The 15,644-nt window shown below is 34.5% G+C and carries 21 protein-coding genes and 1 pseudogene; 15 read left to right on the top strand and 7 right to left on the bottom strand.

Annotated elements, in window-relative coordinates; translation table 11 throughout:
• Positions 1 to 6: 6 nt before the first annotated feature.
• On the bottom strand, positions 7 to 936 hold the full coding sequence (locus C5F50_RS05205; protein WP_179372603.1) for a hypothetical protein: 930 nt from the start codon (positions 934 to 936) through the stop codon (positions 7 to 9).
• Positions 926 to 3,370: a hypothetical protein gene (locus C5F50_RS05200; RefSeq protein ID WP_179372602.1), complete on the bottom strand. Its 2,445-nt coding sequence runs from the start codon at positions 3,368 to 3,370 to the stop codon at positions 926 to 928. Before C5F50_RS05200 ends, C5F50_RS05205 begins: the two co-directional genes overlap by 11 nt.
• A 418-nt stretch (positions 3,371 to 3,788) precedes the next feature.
• Here C5F50_RS05200 and C5F50_RS05195 point away from each other — a divergent pair, with 418 nt between their 5' ends.
• The 11 genes and pseudogenes from C5F50_RS05195 to C5F50_RS13385 form a co-directional block, all read left to right on the top strand.
• Positions 3,789 to 4,058 carry a hypothetical protein gene (locus C5F50_RS05195; RefSeq protein WP_179372601.1) on the top strand — a complete coding sequence of 90 codons (270 nt, stop codon included), beginning with the start codon at positions 3,789 to 3,791 and terminating at the stop codon, positions 4,056 to 4,058.
• Positions 4,059 to 4,113: 55 nt separating this feature from the next.
• The gene (locus C5F50_RS05190) at positions 4,114 to 4,467 is read left to right on the top strand and encodes a hypothetical protein (RefSeq protein ID WP_179372600.1); all 354 of its coding nucleotides are present in this window, start codon (positions 4,114 to 4,116) and stop codon (positions 4,465 to 4,467) included.
• Entirely contained in the window at positions 4,448 to 4,771 is a 324-nt protein-coding gene (locus C5F50_RS05185) for a hypothetical protein (RefSeq protein ID WP_179372599.1), read from the top strand. The genes C5F50_RS05190 and C5F50_RS05185 overlap by 20 nt, the downstream gene beginning before the upstream one ends.
• On the top strand, positions 4,768 to 5,448 hold the full coding sequence (locus C5F50_RS05180; RefSeq protein ID WP_179372598.1) for a hypothetical protein: 681 nt from the start codon (positions 4,768 to 4,770) through the stop codon (positions 5,446 to 5,448). Before C5F50_RS05185 ends, C5F50_RS05180 begins: the two co-directional genes overlap by 4 nt.
• Before the next feature lie 19 nt (positions 5,449 to 5,467).
• The gene (locus tag C5F50_RS05175) at positions 5,468 to 5,968 is read left to right on the top strand and encodes a hypothetical protein (protein ID WP_179372597.1); all 501 of its coding nucleotides are present in this window, start codon (positions 5,468 to 5,470) and stop codon (positions 5,966 to 5,968) included.
• Positions 5,965 to 6,219: a hypothetical protein gene (locus C5F50_RS05170; RefSeq protein ID WP_179372596.1), complete on the top strand. Its 255-nt coding sequence runs from the start codon at positions 5,965 to 5,967 to the stop codon at positions 6,217 to 6,219. The genes C5F50_RS05175 and C5F50_RS05170 overlap by 4 nt, the downstream gene beginning before the upstream one ends.
• Complete coding sequence (locus C5F50_RS05165) at positions 6,216 to 6,374, top strand: hypothetical protein (RefSeq protein WP_179372595.1); 159 nt, start codon at positions 6,216 to 6,218, stop codon at positions 6,372 to 6,374. The genes C5F50_RS05170 and C5F50_RS05165 overlap by 4 nt, the downstream gene beginning before the upstream one ends.
• Before the next feature lie 30 nt (positions 6,375 to 6,404).
• Positions 6,405 to 6,821 (top strand): hypothetical protein, encoded by a 417-nt coding sequence (locus tag C5F50_RS05160; protein ID WP_179372594.1) that lies wholly within the window; start codon positions 6,405 to 6,407, stop codon positions 6,819 to 6,821.
• A 33-nt stretch (positions 6,822 to 6,854) separates the two neighbouring features.
• Positions 6,855 to 8,741: an arginine--tRNA ligase gene (locus tag C5F50_RS05155; RefSeq protein ID WP_179372593.1), complete on the top strand. Its 1,887-nt coding sequence runs from the start codon at positions 6,855 to 6,857 to the stop codon at positions 8,739 to 8,741.
• A 208-nt stretch (positions 8,742 to 8,949) separates the two neighbouring features.
• Complete coding sequence (locus C5F50_RS05150) at positions 8,950 to 9,126, top strand: hypothetical protein (protein ID WP_179372592.1); 177 nt, start codon at positions 8,950 to 8,952, stop codon at positions 9,124 to 9,126.
• An 80-nt stretch (positions 9,127 to 9,206) separates the two neighbouring features.
• Positions 9,207 to 9,338, top strand: a pseudogene (locus C5F50_RS13385) (type II toxin-antitoxin system HicA family toxin); the annotation flags it as partial.
• A 177-nt stretch (positions 9,339 to 9,515) separates the two neighbouring features.
• On the opposite strand, the gene C5F50_RS05140 reads toward C5F50_RS13385, so the two are convergent.
• Genes C5F50_RS05140 through C5F50_RS05130 form a run of 3 tightly spaced genes read right to left on the bottom strand, consistent with a single transcriptional unit; the run spans position 9,516 to position 10,894 of the window.
• Positions 9,516 to 9,806, bottom strand: coding sequence for a hypothetical protein (locus C5F50_RS05140; protein WP_179372591.1), 291 nt, complete (start codon positions 9,804 to 9,806; stop codon positions 9,516 to 9,518).
• 33 nt (positions 9,807 to 9,839) lie between these two features.
• A complete protein-coding gene (locus tag C5F50_RS05135; RefSeq protein ID WP_246282161.1) occupies positions 9,840 to 10,190 on the bottom strand; it encodes a hypothetical protein in 351 nt (116 codons plus the stop codon).
• The gene (locus tag C5F50_RS05130; protein WP_179372590.1) at positions 10,187 to 10,894 is read right to left on the bottom strand and encodes a hypothetical protein; all 708 of its coding nucleotides are present in this window, start codon (positions 10,892 to 10,894) and stop codon (positions 10,187 to 10,189) included. Before C5F50_RS05130 ends, C5F50_RS05135 begins: the two co-directional genes overlap by 4 nt.
• 100 nt (positions 10,895 to 10,994) lie before the next feature.
• On the opposite strand from C5F50_RS05130, the gene C5F50_RS05125 reads away from it, so the two are divergent.
• Positions 10,995 to 11,681: a DUF4231 domain-containing protein gene (locus C5F50_RS05125; RefSeq protein ID WP_179372923.1), complete on the top strand. Its 687-nt coding sequence runs from the start codon at positions 10,995 to 10,997 to the stop codon at positions 11,679 to 11,681.
• A 105-nt stretch (positions 11,682 to 11,786) separates the two neighbouring features.
• Here the strand turns inward: C5F50_RS05125 and C5F50_RS05120 are convergent, their stop codons facing one another.
• Positions 11,787 to 12,026 (bottom strand): hypothetical protein, encoded by a 240-nt coding sequence (locus C5F50_RS05120; protein ID WP_179372589.1) that lies wholly within the window; start codon positions 12,024 to 12,026, stop codon positions 11,787 to 11,789.
• A 137-nt stretch (positions 12,027 to 12,163) separates the two neighbouring features.
• Entirely contained in the window at positions 12,164 to 13,180 is a 1,017-nt protein-coding gene (locus C5F50_RS05115) for a hypothetical protein (protein WP_179372588.1), read from the bottom strand.
• Between the two features lie 647 nt (positions 13,181 to 13,827).
• Here C5F50_RS05115 and C5F50_RS05110 point away from each other — a divergent pair.
• The 3 genes from C5F50_RS05110 to C5F50_RS05100 are packed head-to-tail and all read left to right on the top strand — an operon-like array spanning position 13,828 to position 15,586.
• The gene (locus C5F50_RS05110) at positions 13,828 to 14,448 is read left to right on the top strand and encodes a hypothetical protein (RefSeq protein WP_179372587.1); all 621 of its coding nucleotides are present in this window, start codon (positions 13,828 to 13,830) and stop codon (positions 14,446 to 14,448) included.
• Positions 14,445 to 14,939 (top strand): hypothetical protein, encoded by a 495-nt coding sequence (locus C5F50_RS05105; RefSeq protein WP_179372586.1) that lies wholly within the window; start codon positions 14,445 to 14,447, stop codon positions 14,937 to 14,939. The genes C5F50_RS05110 and C5F50_RS05105 overlap by 4 nt, the downstream gene beginning before the upstream one ends.
• Positions 14,936 to 15,586 carry a hypothetical protein gene (locus C5F50_RS05100; RefSeq protein WP_179372585.1) on the top strand — a complete coding sequence of 217 codons (651 nt, stop codon included), beginning with the start codon at positions 14,936 to 14,938 and terminating at the stop codon, positions 15,584 to 15,586. Before C5F50_RS05105 ends, C5F50_RS05100 begins: the two co-directional genes overlap by 4 nt.
• Positions 15,587 to 15,644 lie beyond the last annotated feature (58 nt).

Raw genomic sequence — 15,644 nt, 5'->3', positions numbered from 1 at the left:
CTCAACTCATTCGTAAATGTATTTCTTTGATGTGTATTCGTTCCATTCCAGAACAGCCTGTTCACCAAATGTTACTGAAAATTCTTTGCCAATGATTTCTTTGATTTCTTGCCCGTTATCCACATAGTCATCAATGTCAATTGTAATAGAATGGTTGCCATTTTTCCCTGTAGAAGCCTTGTGAATCCAAATTTCCAATTCTTTGAATTGATTGTATAAAATATCCTCATGATTTTCATCGTAATTTCTATTACCAACTCTTGCAGTGTTGTCTGGATCATAATCAATCATAGTGCCATCTGGTAGTTTGCATACACCTCTTGCCCACCAACCATTTTGTTCTTCACATTTTACAATAGGGTCATAAAACAAAGTGACGATATCAGTTAAAGTTTCATGCTCAAGTTCAACAGTATCTGTAGTTCTTGAAAATCGTTCATGGTTTGATGGATCCCCAAATGTCATCCATTTAGAATCTTCATCTTGTATCTTGTATTTTATTTCATTACCCCTAACATTGAAAGTATATTGTACATCTCCTTTCACATAAGCAAATCCACTAATGCCATTATCCGCATCAAAATTTGCGTCAAAAACTGGTTTGTCAGGACATGGTATTTCCAATATATTGCAGACATTTTGTGCAGTGACTCCGGTGATTTTACTTTTTTTGAATTCTTCAAGTGCAATAGCAGCTTTGTCAAACATTTCTTGATTTTTAAAATGGCAAAAAGAGTCTACCCAGACACCTCCAGTTTGGGAGCACCATTCCTCATAAAATGTCATGTTGCCTCCAGAAAAAGCATAACTGTAATCTAAAGACTGGATGTCACTAGATGTTTGTGGTGAGACATTGCCAGTTGAAACGCTTGCAAAAAATATTCCTATAACAGATAATACCGACAGCGAACCAGCTAATAGTAATTTAGAATTCATCCCAACCTCTTTCCATTAATTTTGATATCGTATCGAACTTGACACATATTGCAGAATTATCAGATTTGTATAATTTAGAAAATCCATCATTACATACAACATCTTTTGCTGATACTCCTGCCAATTGTTGTTTTAGGGGAGATAGTTTTTTGTCAGACTTTATCAATGCAGAGCCAACTACAGTTTCATCTTCTGTGAGTTCAAATTCAACAGTGATGCCGTCCTTGCTGCTTGCAGGCATCACTCCATCAACAGGGCCTTTGCCAGTCGAAACAGTATCCATATTGCCAACGTGTCCAACAAGTGTGACTTCACCTGTGAATGTACCAGTGTTTGTACCGGTTTCTACAAGCTTATAGTTATCAAGGTTGAATTGTCGAGTGGAAATTTTTATTTTAGAGGAGGCAATATTGCCGATTTCATCAACTAAATCAGAATCAAAGTTATGATTTGGGGATACAACAGTGATGTACACTTTGTCATTCCAAGTGTAATCTTTTTTGTCAAGATTTACAGTTGCACCAAAATTAGAAGTGGAAATTGTAAAGTCGACATCCTCCTCTTCATTACCAACATAAGATGCACCAGATGGACTCCAGTCAGTGTATTCAAGTACAATTTCCTCACCCCTTTCCAAGTAAGTGTCTTGTAATACATGAGGAATCTCAACAACTAGTTGAAAAACACCTGTACTGTCACCTGTTTCTCTAAAGTTCAATGGTTCTGGATCAAATGCAGAGATTTCGCCACCAAGTCTACCCATAGTCAAAGTTGCAGCACTAGAATCCCATTCAATCAGATCCAAAGGATATGTTTCTACTTTATCATTATCCAAATCCAAATCAGGATCAGTAAGTGTCAAGATCATGTCACTTCCAATAATGTAAACGTCTTGGTTAGCTTCAAGTGTACCATTTCTCAGATCAAATGTTGCAGAATCAGTTACAACATTGACATTTCCTTGCTCATCAAGATATGTGTATTCTACAGTCAAGACATCCCCTTTCAAAATACAATAGTTTTCTGTTTCAGTAGATGGTTCATCAAACCTTGATTCTTCGCTGCCAAAAACTGCGTCATTATTTAATGATGTAAACATTGCAGTTACAGGACATTGCGCACTTGATGGTCCATCAAAGTATCGCACTGCAAGGTCTAGCTCAAAAACTCCAGAATCAGGACTAACCTCAGAAATGGATCCCATCTGTCTTGCAGTGGTAGGACTGTTATCATTAACATCAATTAATCCATCATCATTTGGAGTGCTACCGCCAGCATAAGCAAGCACCATTGTTTGTGAATCTCGAATGACTGAGATTTTTAAAGGTCCCACAGTCTTGCCGTTTACATCTTGAATAATTTTATCCACATTTTGAGAGATATCAAAGTTAGCGTCATGAATTCGGATGTGAGTCATAAGATCACCTGATCCTAACGTTTCAGACTCTTGTAAGTTACCTGTAGTTACAGCAGTTAGGTGTACAGGAAATAAAGATCTGCCATCAGGAGTAGAGGACACCATATCTGCAAAATCATCAACACTGCCAAAAGGTACGGGGTATACATCTCTGTCAAAACTTACAGATGGAGCATAAGATTCAAAAGAATTCAAAATTATCGGTGCTGAACCTATTGCTACATTATCCTCAGCATACTCAAAGTTTACAGATATTCCATCACTGTCATTATAATCGGGATTAGGAAATTCACTTGCTTTGAGAGTTATTTCACCTGAAAATATGCCGGTATCAATACCGGTCTCAACGAGATTGAATTCTTTAATTTCAAAATGACGTGTTGTGATTTCTATCGGAAACTTTTCAGGATCATCAATTTTTTCAATAGATTTGTTATCAAGGTTAAGTTCAGGTGCAACAAGAGTTATGGAAACATCATCATCCCATACATATGATTCCTTATCCAGAGTTATTCTGTTTTCAATTACAGAAACAGAATCACCATCAATTGTCGCTGTGCCAATAAGAACAAGTTTATAATTTTTATTAGTTTCAGAGATTGTGATATCATCATATTTGGTGTAGATGGTATCACCTTGTAACACTCTGAGTCTATGACCTGAAGAGTCATCAGTGATAGTAAAAAATACAGTTCCTTCAAAGATTCCTGAAGAAACATCGGTTTCAGTCATGGTAAGATCAATTCCTGCAAAGTCAGTATCAGACCAAACATCGACATCAAAGTTGTCAACTTTTTCAGAATTCAAATTCATATCAGGATCAATTAACTGAACTACAGCAGTACCAGTAGAAGGATAACTTGTCTCAAGCCATTTGATTTTCCCTTCATTCCAAGAAATAGAAGAACCAGTCACAGGATTTTTCTCCTCTGCAATAACATCTGTGGTAGAATTGAAGATGAGAATTAAACTTGCAAATACCATTACAAATAGAAATTTAGAATTATTCCAACCCATGCCCATTCAAAAATCTTTGAGTCTTGTCTTTTAAGTATGTCGTATCATTCATACTGTATGATTTGAAACAATCTACGAGATGGGTTAAGATCAAATTTCAATGGGTTTGAATTAGGATAATTTTATCATTGTAAATCAGGATAATTTTATCATTGTAAATCAGGACTTAAGAAAAGGAATCTTAATGAACAAGTATCCACTAGATTAAAGAGAAATGATCAAAAAAACAGTTTCAAAAGAACTGTTTGTCCAGAATTGTTGTCTACTACAGGTTTCAATAAAAAATACTTTAACCACATTTTATCAAAATACGTTCATTTGTGACTGAAATCGGTTAACCGATTTTTGTTGTTTAATAATACTATGATAACAATTAATGGAACTATGGGGTTTGTACATACAATAGGATATTTTATGAATGCCTGAATGTGAGAAAAAGAAAATGAAAATAGGAATTATAGTAATTATTGTCGGTTTTACTATATTCACAATTGGTGTTATTGGAATAGAAGTAACGGTTCAAAATCTTTCTTCTGAACCCCGTAATTTGAGTGACATTCCTTTATGGATAAGATTAGTAGATGATGTGCACCCTTATTTGGTCTTTGTTGGAATTATTATAACTATTACAGGCTTTATCATTCGTAGGAAACAAAACACTGGCGGTATGAGGGAAATGAGAAAATGAAAAGTAGATACAAAATAATCACACCATTTAACTAATCATCGAAATCATTCAACATATGGATTCTGTAAACAAGGCAGCAATAGTCTGGTCAATAGCAATAGCGTCTGTTGCAGTGGGAATTGCCATGCTTGGCAATGAATTAGATCTTATTTCAGCTCAGAGTACAGATCCTCAACTGAATTTACCTGATGGGTATTGGTTTGTAACTGCATCCGTAACTCCGATTCCTGCTGAAATAAAATTTTTAGACACTGGTGCATTTGAGGTAACTGTAAAAGATGAATATGGCAATGTAAGCGAAACACATGTTGGTGAATATGTGTTTGATGAGGCTAACCATACATTGGAAATGGAACTTGGTTCTACAGTAGTCTTGTTGTCTCTGTTTGATGCAGAACGAGATTCTTGATCATCAACCGTTGTATGTATGGAATAATTTTACTCATCATCTTGATAATAATATCTGCAAGTGGCAAACCACAGAAAAATATGAATCTGATGCTAGTCTTAGAACTGCTTTAGCACGATGTTGGACTGGAAACAGTGAATTTCTCACTGAGGATTTTACACTATGGAATAATGAGACACATTACATAGATACTAACACTTGTTTGATTACTGAGGCAATTCATTCTGAATCCGAATCTGTCAAAATTAAAGTATGTAGAGGAGAATATGATCCTGAATGGTGTGGAGAAGGCGCTAACCCTTGAAAACTAGAACATTAATTTTAATTCCAACAATTATTGGATTGGCAATGTCATTTCCATTTCTGTTAGAGCAATCTCGTTCATTCTATCAAAAATCAAATGAGGATACTTTCAAGTATGGGGTTGAATCTGAACTTAATTCAGAGATTAACCTAAATTGTATGACATTAGAACAGAGTAAAAACATAGCACCATTTTTCAAAGTACCTTCTTACTTACCTGAAGGCTATTCAATGAAATGCTCAATGTCTGCAATGCCATACGAATCTTACATCATATATCACAATAAGAAAATATCTGATGGATGGATGGGAAAATTGAATATGCTGATTGATGATGGCGCAATTTTCATTTATCAATATGATGAAAGAAATCTGAAAGAATTTGCAACTTTTGATTCAGCAGAACAGCGAATTCAAGAAACATATGATGATGTAATGGCTAAAAATCCTTCACTGAATCCACAACTGATAAGAATTAATGGAATGTTGGCATATGCAGTAGACTCATGTCCTGATTGTGGCGTACACACTGCAGATTTTCCAGATGGAACATCTATTCAAAAATCTACTTCTACTGAAACTAGAGTCAAATTCATTGATGAAAACGGAATCACGTATATGCTTAAAACAACTTTGTCATTGGATAAATTAATTTTGGTTGCTGAATCACTACAGTGATAATTAAGAGAAAAATAAAATGAAAAGTAGACTTTTGATAATCATCTCATTATTGGTTCTAGTCCCAAGTGCTCCACTATCTTATGCTTGTTCTTGTGCATCTCCTATCGATTATGTACAAGCGGTAAACGAATCAGAGTATGTGTTTATTGGAACTGTTACCAATATCGATAATTCTGGTGGACCTCAAAAAATTCATTTTAATGTAATGTCTACGATTAAAGGAGATATTTCGGGAAATACATTTGTGTTAAGAAATACCAATGTTGCAAGTAACAGTGAATCAATACAAGTGAAAAATAGTTCATGTGATGTAGGATATCAACTAGGAGTAACATACAATGTGTTTGTTTATGAAAATGATTTTATGAATAATGACATGTGTACAACTAAAGCAATAGGATTTATAGAAATGTTTAATCTTCTAGAATACAACATCTCTTACTATCTTATTTTGGGATTAATTGTGATAGTTGTGGGAATAATTATTGGTATAAAAATTAGGAGAAAAAGAAAATGAAAAGTAGATTTTTGATAATAACCATGATTTTAATACAATTTGTCATCCCTATACATGCACAATACATGGAAAATGTAAATTCTCAAAAGAATGAATCATTAGGAGAATGTATAGGGGGATGGGGGATGTGCCCTGAACAACAGTTGGCTCAAAGAATTGAAAATGATCAAAAGAATGTACTTTTTGTTCTTGTTATTGGCATTCCATTTCTGGGTATGATTGTATTTTTACTATGGAGAAAAAGAAAATGAAAAGTAGATTTTTGATAATTACATCAATTGCTGCAATGACGGTTTTCTTTTTATTTACACGATATCTTATTTCCATACATGAGGTTTGTCACAAAATTGATGGATTTGCAGGGCTTTACTGCCTGTTGGGATTAAAATACACTATAAGTGGATGATTTTTCTCATCTTGATGATAGGATAACAAAATGAAAAAAAGTGCTTTCATACTGATTTTAACCATATTAGCAATTTTCATAACGATATTTCTTTTGTATGTAATGTCTGTGGAACCTGACATCACAATTCGCGACACATCTTTGACTCCTGACGAAATTCACAAAATCCGCAGCATTGCAAAAGAATCTGTAAAGAACAGTCCCACATTTAATTTTGATGGAAAAGAATCATCTCTTAAATTAATTTCTATTGACGCTGTAAAAAATAATATCCGAGTTGATCTGAAATTTGTTTCTGAAAATATTGGATATGGAAATAGGTCTGATGCGTTATTGTTGACAGGACCCGTCACTCATCATGTGCGCATGTATCTGAATTCTGAAAGTTTTGATGTCCTATCTAGGCACACTGATTATAAAAAAAGTAATGAAGGGCTATGGCATTAGATAAATTAGCACCTAAATTATCTGAGATATAACATGACCTTTAAATCTATAATAGACGAAATTGAAAATAGCCTCAACAAGATACTTGATGAACTTTCCATATCTGATGTAAAATTCACAGTAGAACCTGCAAAACCAGGATTTGGTGATGTGAGCTCAAATGTTTCATTTTTACTAGCAAAGCAACTCAAAAAAAGCCCAGAAGAAATTGCTGATATGTTATCTGGTAAATTTCAAAATTGTGTAAACACGCTAGTTTTGAAATCTGAGGCACATCCCTCTGGTTATTTGAATTTCTTTGCAGACTGGGAAAAATTAAGTCAGTTAATCCTGTCTGAATCTTATCTTGATGAATTTGGCGATGTTGATATTGGAAATAATTCTACGATTGTAGTTGAACATACAAGTGTAAATCCTAACAAAGCTCTTCACATCGGACATATTCGAAATATTATCATCGGTGACACTGTATCTCGAATATTAGAAAAAGCAAACTACAAAGTCAATGTTCTAAACTATGTTGATGATTCTGGTCTTCAGGTAGCCGATATCATAGTTGGCTTCAAACACCTTGGATTTGCTGAGGAACCTCCTAATGGAAAAAAATTTGATCATTATTGCGGAGATGATGTTTATGTTAAAACAACTGAAAAATATGACACAGATCCTAGTCTTGAAGAGGTAAGAAAAAATGTTCTCAAAGAACTTGAAGATGGAAATTCTGAAACTGCAAAATTTGCAGATAAAATCACAAGAAAAGTTTTAGACGGTCAACTTGAAACATGTTGGAATTTAGATGTCTTTTATGATTGTCTTAATTTTGAATCTCAAATTATTCGTTCTGGACTTTGGAGTGAAATATTTGAAAAACTACAAGAACTGTCTCTGATAGAGTTTGAAAAAGAAGGAAAGAATGCTGGTTGCTGGGTAATTCGAGGGGAAAATAAAGAAGATGATAAGGTTATTGTCCGAAGTAATGGCACTGCAACATACATTGCAAAGGATATCCCATATGCTGCATGGAAACTGAGGCTACTTGATGACCCATTTAATTATGAAAAATATGAAAAAGAACAACCTGGTTCTAGAGAACTTTGGCAGACAACTTTGAATAAAAATAACCCTGTTACTCAAAACTTTGCTGGAGAAAAAGTCGTCACTGTAATTGATTCTCGTCAGACAAGATTGCAAAAAATCATTACAACTCTTATGGGAAAATTCAAGTCTGTTCCTGATGCATATGTTCATCTTGGCTATGAATCCGTAACTCTTAGTTCAGAAACTGCAAAGACACTTGGTTTGGATACTGAAGGAAAGCAAGCTCAAATGTCTGGCAGAAAAGGATTGTATGTAAATGCAGATTCTGTTTACCAACTACTAAAAGAGAAAACAAAAGAAGAAACAAAAAAACGACATTCGGAAATGAATTCCTCTGAAATTGAAAAAATTGCTCACAATGTATCTGTTGCCACTTTACGTTATGAAATGATTAAACAAGATTTGGATAAAATCATTACATTTGATTTAACAAAATCTCTTAGTTTGGAAGGTGATACTGCACCATACATTCAGTACACTCATGCAAGGGCATCTCGAATTCTTGAGAAATCAAATCGTATTCCAACAATTGATGTTGATTTTTCTATACTCCAAGAGAAATCTGAGATTGCTCTGATTAAAAATATTGGTCTTTTTAATTTACAAGTTCGTGATGCTGCAAATAATTTGTCTCCTAAAGTAATTGCAAGATATTGTCATGATCTGGCTGTAACATTCAACTCATTTTATGAGCATTCAAAGGTTTTGGAATTGGGTGATCCAAACCTGGAAGATTCCCGCCTCTGTTTGGTTAATTCTTTTAAAATCACCCTTGAAAAAGCATTGAATCTTTTAGGTATAACTGCCCCTGATAGAATGTAATGTCCTAGAGCGACAACAATGTCTCCCCTCTAGGTTTTGTTGGCGTGCAAGCCCCCCTCCTTCTTTGTCTGCAAATGCTATAATGTATGCATCGTCATCCATGCTTTTCTTACACTACAAAATCAAATGTATTGTGGAATATATTGACCTAATTTTATATAGTAAAAATAACAACCTCAAATATGGCACAAAAAAAGAGTTCAATATTGTGGTAAAAAAAGACGGTAAATTTTATGCTGGTTATTGTATAGAGATACCTCAAGCCAGAGGACAGGGCAATACCAAGGCAGAGGCAATTGAGGACACAAAAAAAGCCATCAAAATGTGCAAGTCATATTTACAAGCAAAAAGTAAGACATCAAAAGCAATCACTGTGACGATTTGAGCCTTCCAATATTGGGATGGATGGAGATACTAGGAGCACTAAAGCATCGAGGGTTTTATCCTACCTGACAAAAGGGCAGTCATATCATAGTTAAAAATGGATTCGGTCTTTGGACTACTCTCCCAAGAAAAGATGAGATTGGAAAAGGCTTACTTCTTGCCATCATCAAAGACTGTGGTTTGACAAAGCAGGAATTTTTAAAGTTGTTGTAAGCATTTCAAAATCTTAGAGCATTATATGATGTAGTGAATTTTTGCAGTGGTAGCATATCCAGAATTAGCGTCTGCATCAAATTGAAATGTAATGTGTTCAGTAGATTTGTTTACAACAACATAATTGCTGTTGATACCATAGGCAGTTTTGGTTTGAGGTTCAGATATAACAAAAATCTATTCAAATAATCCAGTATCAGGTCCAGTCTCAGTTAGTATGAAATTTTTCTGAATAGCAGAATCAGGATAAATTTGTATTTCGGATTGGAATGTATAATTATTTGCAGTTATGACTTCGATTTTTTGAGGATCTTTGTTGTCAAGCGGAGACATCATGAACAGTTTTCCTGATTCCCCCCATACGTATGCAGACTTGTCAAAGCCAGGATTTGGAATTTGGTAGACTAGGTAATTGTAGGTGTGTATTTTCTTGAGCAAAGGCAGGATTAAAAAAAACCAAACCAGCAACTGTAAATAATCCAAATAACATCATTACATTCTTCATTTTAATTTCACCATCACTTGTTTTGCTGAAATGATTTCATCTGCATCATCATATGCAATTACATACAGCAACGCATTACCGTCTGCAAAGGAAGCTACGTTGGCTAGAACCATCAAGTTCTCAGTAGTGGTATCTGACAAGTTTGGCATGCAGCTTACACATCCAACTTTATAGTATGATGCACCGTTATCATTCCACGAAATCTTAACTGTTGCAAACGTACCATCAAATTCAATCACATCAGCATTCACTTCTTGCAAAGGCTGTGCATGCACATCATCAAAGTTCAAAATAACTACAAGCGTAAACAACATAATTGAAATTCCAAAAAATCTTTGCATGTTCATTGTTTCTTTCTCCTAAACACAATTACGCCTAATGTAATTCCACCAGATGCAACACTTGCAATCAAAATGAATAATGAATAATCAGTTGTAGTGTTTGGCATTCCCTCAAAGACATACACTGGTCTATGTTCTGAATATGATTCTACTAAATTCATTCCAGAAATGACAATATTTTCATCATTATTCACAGAACTTATGTATAAACCTGAATTTTGATCTTTCAATTCTGGCTCATCAAGTGTGAGTAGTAAAGAGCCTGTTTGCCCATCAAAGATGTAGACCACATCAGATAGTGGAAGGAAATTATCATGATCTGTTTGATCAGATGTTGAGCGCAGTGCAATATTATCACCTACTGCAGACAAATATCCACCAAATTCTGCATCAGAGGTTTTTTCTTCGGGATAGTCAATTGTGAGTAGTAAAGAGCCTGTTTGCCCATCAAAGATGTAGATGAAACCAGAATGGTTATCATCATAATTGTATGTGGGAACACCTACCACAAGATTATCGTTTACTTCTGCAAGATGTTTTCCAAAATGACCCATATTTGGATCTGGATTGTCTATGACATATTGGAATGAGCCTGTCTTTGCATCAAATACTTGTATTGTATTTGTATGAATTTCATCGTTTTGATCCTCATCAGGTGCAAAGACTGCAATGCTTTCACCACAGAACCCAAAATCAATCGTTTTAGGCACAACATAGTGAAAAAAAATCACCACAATAGTATAATGTTGGAATCTTATGATATGATAAATTGATGATGAGAGGAACAAATGATGGAAGGAGTGAACTAACATTTCAATTTCTCAAGACACGGACAGACCTGTTCAAAATTATGAATCAGAGAGATTATGGAATAGAGTACTCAGATTTCATCGAAAAAGAGTTGAGAATAGAGAAAAATTTCAGGGAATTCAAATAACTGTAATCCTCACTAGTGCAGTAATTTCAGTAATTAGCATATTTGGAATGAATTCAGTAATAATTCCCATCATTACAGCAATTCTAGGAGCATTAATCATAATATTGACAGGAATACAACAACTCAAAAAATATCAAGAGAATTGGATTTTGTTTGGAACTACGGAAGAAGCACTTAGGCGAGAATATTATTTTTACACAAATAATGCAGGAGACTACAAAAACATTACAAGTGATCAGAGAAAAGTAGATCTAGTAGAGAAAGTTGAAAATATATTATCATTACAATATGCAAGCTTCTTTGGAGCACACAAAGAAAAACCAACAGTACCAGCAGCAGTACCAGCAGCAGTACCAGCAGCAGTACCAGCAGCAGTACCAGCAGCAGTACCAGCAGCAGTACCAGCAGCAGTACCAGCAGCAGATCCTGTATTTTCTAGCACTCCAACAGTTCTTGCACCAAAAAAAACTGAAATCAAACCAAAAAAGAGAACAGCAACTTCAAAGCCAAAATCAAGAAACCCAAAAAAGAGAACAGATTCTAAAAAATCACGAAAGTAGAACAACAATAATAAATTATTACCAAATTTTAGTTTGAACCCATAAAGACCCAGATACTAACTTGTCTCAAAACAAGTCCATGCACATCGACTGGACCAGTAGAAATCAGTGCTTAAAACATTTTTTACAATATCTGGGTGTTGGGATATTTCTGGATTTACTAATGCCCTCTGCAAATGATTTGGCTTCATGTTCTTCCACAAAATACCCCCAACCACTTACAACTTCCACAATATGGTCACCCCCATGAATTTCTAACTTGTGTGAACCGATTTTATGTATGATAACATGTGGATTTGGAACATCAAAATATACGGCATATCTGCATTGTTCGAATCTTTCCATGATGAAATATGTCAATTCAGGTAATTATAATTTCAGGCTCCTGGGATTTTTGGTGTTACATATACCTGACTAGGCCCTACAAGTTGTCTCTAGAAAGTCCCAGTTGCAATAAATTAAGAAACATATGTCTTGTTTTATCACCTAACAAATCCCCAATTTCTTTCAATTAACTTTTCAAGGGTATTTTTTGTGACACAAGCCGGATGATTATCATATACAATATTTGAAGTATCATCATTTTTGAGTATGAGGAATAATCCTTCTTTGCACCATGCTTCATGTCCCTTAATTCCTACATGATATTGTTTTAGCGGAGGTATAGAATATGCTGCATCTACATCCAATTTGGCATCAAGAGAAGTGCTAAAAATTGGCTGAGAGTTGAGATCATCTTTGATGCTGATTGTGATTCTGTAATCCCCTTCTTTTGTTGGATTAAATTCCCACTCCTCATGTGCTATAAACTCGCACATCTTAGAGTCAAGCGTGATATCTTGTTGGAGAATTGTCTCACTCTCCAACTGGTCTGATGACGACCATCTTATTTTAAGAGTGGCATCAATACTTTTTCCAGTCATTGAATCAGCATCATATCGATAGACAAAATGTATGGGATCATTTATTGCAACATATCTAACTGGATAGGGATCAGTGCCATTGAATTTTAGATCGTTTTGCATTATTTCATAATTATAATCCACAAACCAAAGTCTTTTTTCTGTCAGTGCATCTTTTGCTGAACATTCTTGTGGAACTTTAAATGATTCAGGCAGATACTCATTGGTGTCTTTGTAAAAATATAATAAAACACGATCATCATTTTCAAATGTTTTGCCCATGGTTGATGATCCTCCAGGAGTACCAATTACAGGCTCATATGCATCAACTAATGTGTCATTCCAGTTTAAGGTATTTTTCAGATATTCTTCCACCAAAACTTTGTGAACTGTACGCTCCATTGTGTATTCTTGTTTTACATCAAGATGAGTTGAATTACTAAAAGTGTAATGCATTGTCTCGTTTCTAACTTTAGTTTCAATTACAGTTCCAACAATGATGATATCACTACTTTCTAAAAGTTCATCAGGATACTGTGGCATGTATAACCCATAGGCAATGTCATATGACAATACAACACTGGAAGAGATTGCCACTATCAAAAAAATCACAAAACAGTTCATCTTCATTTTGGCTCAATGTGGGATATTCATAAGTTCTTCTACACAAGGAATCCATGCAGGTTTGATACTAGAGTCATTAGAACATGAATCATATGCTTTACATGACGATAGTATTTGAGTACAGAATAGAATAACTTGAAAAATATACATAAAATTACAGGTAGAATTTTTTTTTTGGTTTTCTAATTTACGGCATAGCATTAGGTTTTGTTTTATCTTTGTTATGGCCTTCTGAGGGTGTCCTCATCTGACACTTAACCTTCCAGGAATGTTGTTGGGAGATGAAGTGTACAATAGTTCTATCAATTATCTAGGGGATCCAAGTTCGTCTCAGGTACATTATACCATTCCGTGGATTTTTCAAATTCCTCATGTATATGTTCCAATGTCTATTTTGTTTTGGGGAGTTATTGGTTTGATAATTCAGTTTATTAATAATTTGATTAAAAACAAATAAAATCGCATTACAAAAAATGGAAAAAGAAAAAATACATCCAAAACCTAAACATAGATTTATTGAAATTTTTGGTCTTGAGCAGATGTTTTGTTCAAACCTGTATGGATTTGCTACTAAAGATTAGAACACTTTATGAACATCCCATTATTCATCTAGTCATATTATGAAATATTTTGTTATTCTGATTTTTATTGGTATTATTGTTTCAGGATTTTTTACTCCTGCATTTGGATTACTTTGTGATCCTCTAACCACTCAGTATCAATATACCCATAACGATGCAGTGTTTGAAGGAAAAGTAATCTTAAAAGAATACATTCCGGGTTCAGAATCCACTTTAGTTACATTTGAAATCAAAAATACATTCAAAGGTGACATTTCAAATCCTTTGACAATTCATTCAACTGAGGGACTTTATGGATTCAAATTTAGAGCAGAAAAAACATACATAGTATTTGCTGAAAAAACAAAAACAGGATACAATATCCCATTATGTGTTCCTGTTTATCATTCATTTCCAAGTATTGTACAGGGCTTGCATTCTGTAAAAGAAGGAATAGGGGATTACGGTCTACTTACTCCTGGCAATATTTATGAAAGTTTGTCTGATGATGAAAAAAACAAACTTGAAAAAATTTATGAAGAAGAATCAGAATTAAGAAAAATAGAAATTGAAAATACACAAATAATGCGTAATATTATTCTGAGTTTAATAATTGCTGGAATTATTGGCGGGATTGTCACAGGAACAATTTTGTTTATTAAATCGAGAAAAAGAAAATGAAAAGTAGACTTTTGCTTGTGTTATTTGCATTTACAATACTATTTCCTACATCTAATGTTTTTGCACCGCCAAATGCTAATCCTGATTGGCCAAGTGCTCCATACTATCCTGGACCTGCTTCTATTGACTTTTACAAAGAAGGATGGGCAGAATACTATGACTATAAAGGTGCTGAATGGATGGAGACTAAAAAACAAGAAATGTTTACTGCTATTGAAGATGGAACCCTTGGTGAGTGGTCCGGTGAGCCTACAATGGCCCATAGCAATGTCCGCACTTACTATTTCTATCAAGGTGAAATTCCAAATTATGAGGGTAAATTCATAGATCAAGTGATACAAGAAAAATTCTTTTCGGATATGGAACACAACTTGAAAAATAATCAATTTCCATTGGGAGATGGTGTGACAATTAATTTTACATTTCTTTTGACTGTGATTGCAGGTATTGTCATTGGAATTGTTTTTGTAATTAGGAGAAAAAGAAAATGAAAAACAAATTTTTGATTACAGTTATTGTTCCAATTGCAATCATGTCTGTAGCCGGAGCAGTTATTTTTGGACTTGGAGCAGCATCTTACAATTTTGACAGGGAGATGACAGACGAAAAAAAGCATCCAGGATCTGCTCTTTTCATTCCTGTTGATTATGACAAAACAGACTTGGAATTGTTTGCAGATTATTTTTGTCCAAACAATAATCTATCAGAAAATGATACGGGTGTTTTTATGACTTGTTTGCATCCTGATAACAAGAATGGGATTATTTTTGAACTGCCGTCCCCGAGTTACAAGTTGGAGTTATGCAAGGGTACCTATGGATGCATTGCCCCATATGTGTGGGCTCCACAAATTCCATCAAACCTAGTATCAGAAGAACAAGAACAAGAGGTTGTAAACAAGGTTTTACAGTTACCTGAGGCAGAAGATTGGCCCTCTGAACCAGAACTGGATAATTTCTTGATAATGTCTTCAGAGGATGACTGGCATGCAAGTGTACAGTTCTTTATTGATGGAGTCAAGATGCCACAGCACAACAAATGCGAGTATTATGATTCTGCAACCGTAGATCTTGAAACACTGGAGATATTAAACGGGTTTAGATATTTTGATGATTTTGAGTATTGTGAAAATCAATAGAACCATTAATCATATTTTGTTTAAAACAAACTTGGAATTTGAGCTAAATCTCAGTAGA

Origin of the sequence: Nitrosopumilus ureiphilus (genome assembly GCF_013407185.1) — an archaeon.
Lineage (GTDB): Archaea > Thermoproteota > Nitrososphaeria > Nitrososphaerales > Nitrosopumilaceae > Nitrosopumilus > Nitrosopumilus ureiphilus.
This window is presented reverse-complemented; position numbering and strand designations above follow the sequence as displayed.

Coding starts and splice junctions, on each gene's coding strand:
- C5F50_RS05110 (WP_179372587.1), top strand. CDS start 13,828: ATGAAATATTTTGTTATTCTGATTTTTATTGGTATTATTGTTTCAGGA.
- C5F50_RS05155 (WP_179372593.1), top strand. CDS start 6,855: ATGACCTTTAAATCTATAATAGACGAAATTGAAAATAGCCTCAACAAG.
- C5F50_RS05105 (WP_179372586.1), top strand. CDS start 14,445: ATGAAAAGTAGACTTTTGCTTGTGTTATTTGCATTTACAATACTATTT.
- C5F50_RS05175 (WP_179372597.1), top strand. CDS start 5,468: ATGAAAAGTAGACTTTTGATAATCATCTCATTATTGGTTCTAGTCCCA.
- C5F50_RS05135 (WP_246282161.1), bottom strand. CDS start 10,190: ATGAACATGCAAAGATTTTTTGGAATTTCAATTATGTTGTTTACGCTT.
- C5F50_RS05100 (WP_179372585.1), top strand. CDS start 14,936: ATGAAAAACAAATTTTTGATTACAGTTATTGTTCCAATTGCAATCATG.
- C5F50_RS05185 (WP_179372599.1), top strand. CDS start 4,448: ATGCAGAACGAGATTCTTGATCATCAACCGTTGTATGTATGGAATAAT.
- C5F50_RS05205 (WP_179372603.1), bottom strand. CDS start 936: ATGAATTCTAAATTACTATTAGCTGGTTCGCTGTCGGTATTATCTGTT.
- C5F50_RS05200 (WP_179372602.1), bottom strand. CDS start 3,370: ATGGGTTGGAATAATTCTAAATTTCTATTTGTAATGGTATTTGCAAGT.
- C5F50_RS05160 (WP_179372594.1), top strand. CDS start 6,405: ATGAAAAAAAGTGCTTTCATACTGATTTTAACCATATTAGCAATTTTC.
- C5F50_RS05195 (WP_179372601.1), top strand. CDS start 3,789: ATGCCTGAATGTGAGAAAAAGAAAATGAAAATAGGAATTATAGTAATT.
- C5F50_RS05190 (WP_179372600.1), top strand. CDS start 4,114: ATGGATTCTGTAAACAAGGCAGCAATAGTCTGGTCAATAGCAATAGCG.
- C5F50_RS05165 (WP_179372595.1), top strand. CDS start 6,216: ATGAAAAGTAGATTTTTGATAATTACATCAATTGCTGCAATGACGGTT.
- C5F50_RS05170 (WP_179372596.1), top strand. CDS start 5,965: ATGAAAAGTAGATTTTTGATAATAACCATGATTTTAATACAATTTGTC.
- C5F50_RS05120 (WP_179372589.1), bottom strand. CDS start 12,026: ATGGAAAGATTCGAACAATGCAGATATGCCGTATATTTTGATGTTCCA.